General features: G+C 58.0%; 6 protein-coding genes and 1 pseudogene. All 7 read right to left on the bottom strand.

Going from position 1 to position 6,755, the window contains the following annotated elements:
* Window positions 1–717: 717 nt before the first annotated feature.
* Window positions 718–1,980, bottom strand: a complete 1,263-nt coding sequence (repC, locus tag C9413_RS05140) for a plasmid replication protein RepC (RefSeq protein ID WP_040116399.1) — start codon at window positions 1,978–1,980, stop codon at window positions 718–720.
* 118 nt (window positions 1,981–2,098) lie between these two features.
* Window positions 2,099–3,172, bottom strand: coding sequence for a plasmid partitioning protein RepB (repB, locus tag C9413_RS05135; RefSeq protein ID WP_052451909.1), 1,074 nt, complete (start codon window positions 3,170–3,172; stop codon window positions 2,099–2,101).
* 51 nt (window positions 3,173–3,223) lie between these two features.
* Window positions 3,224–4,438, bottom strand: coding sequence for a plasmid partitioning protein RepA (gene repA, locus C9413_RS05130; RefSeq protein ID WP_040116398.1), 1,215 nt, complete (start codon window positions 4,436–4,438; stop codon window positions 3,224–3,226).
* A 246-nt stretch (window positions 4,439–4,684) separates the two neighbouring features.
* A pseudogene (locus tag C9413_RS33075) lies at window positions 4,685–4,959 on the bottom strand (integrase); the annotation flags it as partial.
* Window positions 4,960–5,064: 105 nt separating this feature from the next.
* Entirely contained in the window at window positions 5,065–5,451 is a 387-nt protein-coding gene (locus C9413_RS05125) for a type II toxin-antitoxin system VapC family toxin (protein ID WP_040116396.1), read from the bottom strand.
* Window positions 5,451–5,708 (bottom strand): type II toxin-antitoxin system VapB family antitoxin, encoded by a 258-nt coding sequence (locus C9413_RS05120; RefSeq protein WP_040116395.1) that lies wholly within the window; start codon window positions 5,706–5,708, stop codon window positions 5,451–5,453. Before C9413_RS05120 ends, C9413_RS05125 begins: the two co-directional genes overlap by 1 nt.
* A 387-nt stretch (window positions 5,709–6,095) precedes the next feature.
* Window positions 6,096–6,662, bottom strand: a complete 567-nt coding sequence (locus C9413_RS05115) for a TetR/AcrR family transcriptional regulator (protein ID WP_052451944.1) — start codon at window positions 6,660–6,662, stop codon at window positions 6,096–6,098.
* Between the last annotated feature and the right edge of the window lie 93 nt (window positions 6,663–6,755).

The following is a 6,755-nucleotide window of genomic DNA, read 5'->3' as shown; positions in this document are numbered from 1 at the left end:
TCATTGCTCTTGTCTTCGCCATCGTCCTCGGGAGCGATGGCCGCTTCCAAGGCTGGCGCCGACCTGTGCCCGCCAGTTTTGCCGCAAGGATGGTTCGGTGGCGGATCTTGCCGATCTCCGGCGCCGGGCGTCATGCTTTCCTTGACCATCGGGCACCGTTTAGGTACCATACAGCTATGATTTCCGGGAGATCCTATTAAGTTTATCTGATCTCTAACAGTTTGTTATCACAGTCTATTCAACATCTAACGGAAACAATCACGGCATTTCGTTCGGTCACAGCGGCCCCTGTTTCAGGCGTCGTGATGTCGTGATTTCCGCGGCTCGAATGAGTGACGCGGCTCCTGCGGTTGCTCCGCCTCTGCCGGCCTTCCGAATCTCGATTCAATCGCAACTCCATCAGTTGCCTCAGGCTGTTTAGAGGGCCCCGCCGGCTCGGTTGATTGCTCCTGCCGCGTCCAGGAGAGGTGCACACTCTTCCTATTGCAGACCCGAGCAAGCCGCATGGTTGGATGTAAAATTGATTGCAGCCTCTGGCCGATGAACGCGTCCGCGGTCATGATGTCCTGCGAGGCCTTTCCGGTCGGTCCGCAATCCGGCACCTTTGGGCGCGCGGGCGAGTTAAGAGGCGGAGTGTCGTGGTTGCGGTGTCGGCGGACGAAGGCTGCGTGACTGTCGTTTTCTGAGGCGGTGAAAGGCGAGTTTACTGCAGTCAACTCAATGATGGGCGTCATGAGGTCCCCGGGTCCTTGCGAGCGCCATTAACATCGATCCGATGGCAAACTCACCGCGTTGGGCGCGCCGCGTGAGGCCGCGCAAATAACCGCCGGCTGAGTTGATCGTCCCTGACCGTTCGAAAATGCAGGCGAGCACGACTGAGGCAGCTTGCGGACCCATGATCCTGCAGGCGTCCTTGTATGCTGAGGGACTGATTTGTAGCATTGAACTGACGACAGCGCCGGCGGCAATGAGCTCCTGCCAGGTTCTGACAGTTCCGGCAGGACCATAGCTGCGCACTTCCGGGCATGCCTGCAGGACAAGGGAGAGCGGAAATATCGTGGATGCGGTGTTGGTTCTTGCCTGAGGTTGAGGCCGTTCAGCGTCACCGTCGATTGCCGGATCGATCATGGGCGAGTTTACTGCAGTCAACTCAGGGGTTCCAGCTTCAACAGCGACTTCAGAATCAAGATAAGATTCGGATTCTGTAATCTGTATGTGCCGCTCATTTTGTGAGCCATTGGCGCTCAAATTTTCCGTTTTAATTTGTATTTCCAGTCGCTTGACGATTTCATTACGCAATGCGTCGAGGAGATCCAAGGTGGATGCTACCGCGTGGGCACCAGCTCCGCGCGGCAATTGGTCCAGGATATCGTGAAAGCGTCCGTTGATCGCTTGCCAGTCTCCGGGAAGCTCTTCGCTGATCGCTGCGTGGACAAGCTTTGATATGTCGCGGCGGGTGAGCGTGAGACGTTCCTTGAGCGTTTGGATGTAGAGGCGGTCGGCAGAGACTTTCGCGGCAAGGCGTTCGATTTCGCAGGCGCGCGCGAGCAGAGGGGCGAGCGAGAAGCCAAAAGCCTCGCGGATCTCGCCATTGCGGCTCTTGCGAGCGTAACGCTTTCCGTTGGGGCTGTCCTTGCGGATCACGAGGCCGGCAGCGACGAGGACGGCCATATGCCGCCGGATCGTCTGCTCGGCCATGCCATGGCAGCGAAGCGAGAGCTGGGTGTTGGAGGGAAAGACGACGAGGCTGTCGTCTGCAGCAAGCTCGCCTTTCGGGTAGAAGCTCAAAAGCGCGTTCAATACCGTGAGTGCTCTGTCGGATATATCGAGCAGAGGCTTGGCTTCACAAAGCGCACGATAGATTTTCCATTTATCGATTGAGGCGCCTGGCTCAATTTTTTGGCTGGTGACCTGACTTGCGAGCATGCCAAGTGTCATCGGCCGCCGCCCAAAGGGCGTCGTCACACTTCCGCTTTCCATTTTCTTCGCCTTCTTCAAGGCAAAAGATATCAGCTCACCGAAAATAGGTGCCGGAGACTCTTGACTATGTTGTGCGGAAATGTGATTCTCTGGGTGTCTAGATCAGAGAGGGCTTCCGCTACGGCAACGTTCGGGGGCCTTTTCTTTTGCTATTGATCTCCGTTCTTTCCTGTCGTCCTGCCTCGAACGCCTCGTAGAGACGATCGAGATTATCCGCGATATAGGTGCCGAAGGCCGACGCCTTCCCTGCCCTCAGCGCGATGGTGAATTGCTTGCCGTCATCCTTGATCTTCGCCTTGACGGAACCGTCCCTGTGCTGCCACTGGGTCACGGCCGAAGACGATGTTGCGGTCTGGACGGCCGATGCCGGTCTCTTGCTGAGGAATGAGGCGAGCATGTCGAACCGGGCATCCGGCTCGGCAGCTTCGAAGGCTGGCGTTTCGATAAACAGCATCGCCCGCTCGGCAGCGTTGTTTTCTTCGAATTTCGCCGAAAGGTCATGCCAACGGTCGCGGCCGGTTGCCCGGGCTGCGCCAATTGCCGAAAGAATCTCGGCCGGAATGCGCCGGGTGACGGACAGCATCTTGGAGATGGTCGTCTTGTCAGCGTTGAGCGCTGCCATGATCGTCTCGCGATCGAAGCCGAGCTTGTCGAGTTTGTCGGCAAACATCGTCCGCTCGATGAAGGAGAGATCGGCCCGTGCGGAGTTTTCCTGTCCCTGGGCAATTACATGATCACGATCGGCAAGCTTCTTGACGACGGCGCGAACCGGCCGCCCAAGTTCCTTGGCAGCGCGCGCGCGGCGATGGCCGAAGGCGATCTGGTACTTCCCATCCTTTTCGGGATGCGGGCGGACAAGAATGGGTGAATCCTGCCCTCGCAGGCGGATGGCTTCCACCAATTCCTGAAACTGCTCATCATTGTGCCCGAGGCGATCGCTGACGAAGGAATCTTCAATGAGTGCGGTGTCGAGATCAATCACGGTTTCGCCATGGGCGAGCTTTTCTTCGATCTCGCGCGCAGCGTCAGCTCTTGCGGCAAGGGCATCGATACTACGGGTAACGGCACCGAGGGCGCCAATTCCCTTGAAGTTGATCTGCTGCTTATCGGGGTCGTTTACGGGCTCGCTGTTTACGGCAGTAAACTTCTTTGAATCGTCCATCAGCCCCGAGAGGATATTCTTACGTGCCATTCTTTCTCCTCCTGGCGGTTGAACGGTTGGTTGCGGTCAATCGGTGCGCCGTCATCTGCGCCCCCATGCCTTATGGATGAGCTCGGCGATTTCGCCATTTACGGCGCTCATGGCCTCCATCGCACGGTCATAGGTCGCGCGGGTAAATTGATTGCGCTCCACCTCGTAGAGGGTCTGGTTCGTCATGGCAGCATCCGAAATCGCCACGCTTCGCAGCATGGGATTCGTGAGCACGTGATTGCGGAACATCGAGCGCATGAAGGCGACCATCTGCGTCTGTGGCCCATCCTGCGGGTCGTAGCGCGTCACGAGATAGCGCAACCAGTCGAGATTCATGTTGCCGCCGGCGCCTTTCAGCGTGTTCAGAACCTCGCCCAGCATCTGCAGGAACTGGCACATGGACATCACATCGAGCATTTGCGGATGAACGGTGATGAGCACGGCGGTTGCGCTGCAGATGGCGCTCATCGTCAGGAAGCCGAGCTGGGGAGGGCAGTCGATGACGACGACATCATAGTCGTCGGCGACGGAAGACAGCGCCTCGTCAAGGCGGGCAAAGAAGATGCGGCCGTAGTCGCTCGCTTTGCCCTGGGCAAGCACGCGCGGCGTATCATGCTCGAATTCCATCAATTCGAGATTGCCTGGAACCAGGTCGAGATTGGGAAAATTGGTCTTGCGAATGATCTCCTTAAGCGGTCGCCGCTCGTCGTCGTAACGAATTGCCGCATAAAGCGTCTCGTTTTCGTCGACGTCGAATTCCGGCTGGAAGCCGTGGATCGCCGAAAGCGAGGCCTGCGGGTCGAGGTCGACGGCAAGAACGCGGTGGCCGGTCAGCGCCAGGTGCTGAGCGAGATGGGCAGCACTCGTGGTTTTGCCGCTGCCGCCCTTGAAGTTTACGACGGCGATGACCTGCAGGTGTTCATTGCCCGTGCGGTGCGGGACGTAACGCGTGCTGCCTCGGGCATTCTGATCCAAGAACAGGCGCATTTCATCCATCTGCCTGGCGGTATAGGATCTGCGCCCGGATGGCGTCACCTGCGGCAGAGGCCCCTTGCCCTCCAGCGAAAGATTGCGAAGATAGCCGCTGGTGACCCCAAGGAAGCGCGCCACCTCGGCAAGCTGGAATTCGCGCAGGCTTTTCATCGCACGGGGCGGAAACATTTCCAGGCGATGCTGCTTCAACTTGTCGGACAGTTCCTGTGCCTGGCCGATGATCAGCTGATCGACATCAGAAATTGCTTTACCAATTGTAGGTGCCATATTCATGGAAATCTCGAAAATGCGATTTTAACGCCGTGAGGCCAATGAAAGCGCATTTAGCGCCGATTCTCATTTTCTTGCAAGGCCGCTGGCTTAACAGGCCGTTAAGCGCCTTCTTTACGGGCTTTGTCGCGCCATAGTTACGCGCGTCACCGAAGCATGGCTTGCGGAAATTAACCTCTCTTTAACTTCAGTAATGAACTGGAAACAAATCATATCAGCGCATTAGCTGGAAAGCGCCAAGGTTCTGCACCAGCCGAATCGGGTACGCGGGCAGATAAGGTGGCTGTCGCTTTTGCTTCCGATTTCAATGAACCAGCCGCGCCCGTCCTCGGTCTGGTCGCGCCCGAGGTTGGGCCTGATGATTTCGGAGCGGCGCAGGCTCCGGCAAAACCGACGAGCGGCATGGCGCGGTCGCGCAAGCCCGGCAGCGTGCCACGATCCAGCGTCTCCAGCATGGCGACCAGGTCTTGCGGATGAATGGCTTCCTTCTGCCGGGGCGTGGAAGAGTGGCGGTCGCGGTTTCCAGTCGGCGGCATAGGCGCACGTCGGGATTGGCAGAGTTCGCCGCCTCGACATAGCCACGGGCACCATCGGTGACATCCTGCAAATGCGCGGGTCGCCAGCCATCGTTATGCCGCCTCGATATCGGTGCGCGAAAAGTCCTCGCCGATGAAGAGAAGCGGTTCGTCCGCACGCTTTGCCAAAGCGTAGGAAAAACAATCGGCAAAATTCAATGCCGCCGGATGGCGGCCTTTGCCGTAAGTAAGCCAGGCCTGTGTCGCCAGATCCACCAGATCGGCGTCGACCGGAACGATGTCGGCCTCGATTCTGGCGAGCCACAGATCGATCTCGGCAAGTGCGTGTTCGCCGCGCCGGCTGACCAATGCCATACGCGTCTCAAGAACACATGTCGCGGGGACCAAGCGAATAGGGTTGGCGATGACCGTTCTCTCGAGCGTTGCGGCCTCTGGTTCACTGCGCAGTATTGCGACAATCGCAGAGGTATCGATCACCATCAGTTCGGAATTCCATGCTTATCGTAGCCGATGATTTCTTCATCGCTTCGGCTGTCGAGTTCGGGCAATCGCGCCACTCGCCCACGGATCGCCTGTATCTCGGTGAGCAGACGCTCCTGCGCCACATCGCCGTATCCCATGCGATGTAGACGCTCCGTCAAAGCCTGATGAATGGCTGCGGTCTTGCTGATACCTTGCCGCCGCGCAAGCTCGTCAACGAGAGCGACTGTGGCGGGGTTTTTGATATTGAGCGACATGACAGCTCCGATATTTCTACCTTTTTAAACATTTCTACCCAAAATTTTGATCGCTGTCAAAACTCCGCGGTGGCGCTCATTGCAATCGCGGTCCGCTGCTGGCCGTAATCGTCTTCGAACACCACGCGTTCGCCGATCGCCAATTCGAGCAGGGCGTGCGTTGTCTTTTGCTGATGCAGAAAGTGCAGCCGATCAACGATGCGATCAGCTCTGATTCATTCAAGTCTTCAGGGTCTGTCCCGTGCATTTTAGGCACCGTCCAGGTCAATCGTCGCTCCAAAATCGGCCCAATGCAATCGAGGATCAGCGCTACCCACAGCATCGTTCAGCGATGCAAAAGGTCGCCTTGCCACCCGTTCTGACCCACTTAGCCGAATCGCTTCCGACCTAATCGGCCGGCCCCATTTTTACACCCCATTTAAGTCCATCCATCAACAGGCGGATCAGCCTGCGCGAGCGTTCGCGCCATTCCGGTGAGTCGGGCATCGAATAGATGCTGGAAAGCGCATGCAAGAGGTCGGTGCTCTCCACGTCGCTGCGGATCATGCCCTTTGCGGCAGCGTTGTCCATTAACTGTCGAAGAGCCCCGGAGATGATGCCGGCGCTTTCGGCAAAGAGCTCCGAGTTGCAATTCAGCAAAATGCGCAGGCTTTGTGCCATACCGCGCTTGGCGGCAATGTAGTTGACGAAGCGGTGCATCCATTCTTCAAGGGCCTGGTCTGCCGGATGCGTTGCCGCCAGATCGCTCGCAGCCGTCGCCAAATTCTGCAGTTCCCGCCGATAGACAACTTCGACCAGATGTTCGCGCGTCGGAAAGTGACGGTAGAGCGTTCCGATACCGACGCCGGCGCACCGGGCGACCTCCTCCAGCGAACCTTCGACGCCTTGATCGGCGAAGACCTCGGCGGCAACAGCTATGAGCCTGTCGCGGTTGCGCAACGCATCGGCACGCATGCGTCTTTCGGGCTTCGTCTCGCTTCCGGCTATTGCCTTTCCGGCCAAAAGCCTCTCCTGCGGATGAGGACTTGACGCTGCCGCGCAAGCCGC

Source organism: Rhizobium sp. SEMIA 4085 (assembly GCF_013004495.1).
Taxonomy (GTDB): Bacteria; Pseudomonadota; Alphaproteobacteria; order Rhizobiales; family Rhizobiaceae; genus Rhizobium; species Rhizobium gallicum.
This window is presented reverse-complemented; position numbering and strand designations above follow the sequence as displayed.